Source organism: Rhodococcus sp. P4_B6 (assembly GCF_056402215.1).
The window spans coordinates 1-1,874 of sequence record NZ_JBFUHV010000417.1 but is presented as its reverse complement, the minus strand read 5'-3'; the positions used below and the strand labels follow the sequence as shown (position 1 = coordinate 1,874).

Sequence of the window (1,874 nt, the reverse complement as noted above, 5' to 3'; positions counted from 1 at the left end):
ACGCCAAAGCGGCTGACAGTAGCCGCGCAATAACCAGACCAGCTGGCGAGCGGATCAACCTTGAGATTCTAACTCTACTAATCGACCGCGCGACCTTCGTTTCATGCGCTGCCATTACTACCCGCTAATACGCTCAGCGCTTCACGCTGCTCAGTCGAACGGTGCGCAAGTACCGCTGCGGCACTATCAATCAGGCGGCTTGAGTGCTGAAGCATCTCCCGGACAGCCGAAGCGATATCCACACCTTCGGACGAAGTATAGACTGCGGAATCGCCGTAAAACTCTCTCAGTGTTGCAAAGTCGGACGTTACATGCGGCTTGCCCGCGAGCATAGCCTCGTAACCTGCGCGTTGCATCGTAAAGTCGCGTACAGTTAACGCAAGCACCCCTGAACAACTCGCGAGAAGTTCCCAGTACTCGGTATTTGACACATACCCACTGAAGTCAATATTGTGCGGCGCGCGATCCCTGATCCAGCTCGGCGCATTCCCTGTGAAAATGAATCGAACGTCCGACAGCGATTCTGCGGCTTCGATTATGCTTTCAATCGGTTCATCGTTCGCATATGCAAGCGGGCATAGGATGATCGGGGAATTTGTTTTTCGCCGAGGCCGGTCACCAATATCGGCAAATTCCGGCTTCTTTAATACATCATGTAGAATGATCGCGTCGACACCTCGACGGGCGCAGATTTTAGCCAGGGCGCCGTTGGTAACAATAGCGCGACTTCCCCGGAGCAACCACAGACCAAGTCCGGACATCCATTTCCACTTGGGGTTGAGAAAGAATCCGGTGTGCAGATCACCAACGACTGACATACGCGGCTGCCCCGCGGCGAGAACACACAGGAGGGCAGGAAGGGGAGGAAGCATAACAACGACCTGGGAATATTTGCCGTTTCGAATTACGCTCCAGGTGCGTATTGCTTGGACTAGATAGCGAACTGGCGCAGGCAACTTCCGCTCTGTATAGATAAACTCGCAGCGGTATTCCAACTCCGATGCGAGCATCGCCGATCTCCCGTGATATTGCACCCAGCTAATCACTATGCCATTTGACAACTTCAACCCTCCCGGTGGATATTACGTACGCCGCTCAGATTCTGGAGTATCGGCACGCTATTTGACTTCCTTGACGTTATACCCAGAACTCGCAACTAAAAGGGAAGCGGTGATTTCGCTTGGGCTGGCAACCGCACCAATATCTCTCTGACGAACTACCGAAGCAATCTGCAGTTGGTGATCGTCCACATGTTCTCCACGCGATTGAATCCGCGGCACGACGACGGGATGAATCCCCATTTCGAGCAGTCGCAAAATTGTGCCCACACCCGAGTGAGTCACAACCACACCCGCATCTCTCGCCGCTGCGTCAAATTCCGCGCTAGACATTTCAGCGAAAACTCGTCCGGGGAGGTTAGTTCTAGCCGTGCAACCCAGTTGCCACACCGTGCTGTCGTTCGCCAGGCCCGATTCCAGAATCGCATCGACAAGTGAATCAAATCGGTACGGCTTAATTGTTCCAAGAGTTACGAATAGCGTTGGGTCAACGTTCACTGTTCTTGGAAAACGCAAAAATTGATCCAGAATTGTACCGCGGTAAGACCAACGCCCGCCGGCCCAAGATTCGTACTGACACGAGACGTCGATCGCCCTATTCTTCGCAACAATTGCACCACTCAGAGAAGGACCGCGAACCCGCGAAACACTTTCAATGTAAAAGCTTGGAACTCTATGCCAGCGCGACACGTATAGCCCAGGTACAGCCAGCGCTGCCCCCGTGCTAACAGCGGCAACAAATCGCTCAGAATTCCACTGGATCCGGCGCATAAGCTCCCACAGGGCCGCTGCGGATTTACGCACTGATCTCGGTGG

General features: G+C 53.8%; 2 protein-coding genes. Both read right to left on the bottom strand.

Annotated elements, in window-relative coordinates; all coding sequences use genetic code 11:
• Nucleotides 1–101: 101 nt before the first annotated feature.
• On the bottom strand, nucleotides 102–1,010 hold the full coding sequence (locus tag AC1DWT_RS51185; protein WP_477926260.1) for a glycosyltransferase: 909 nt from the start codon (nucleotides 1,008–1,010) through the stop codon (nucleotides 102–104).
• Between the two features lie 108 nt (nucleotides 1,011–1,118).
• Nucleotides 1,119–1,874: glycosyltransferase (locus tag AC1DWT_RS51180; protein WP_477926259.1), on the bottom strand; the 756-nt coding region annotated here is incomplete at its 5' end.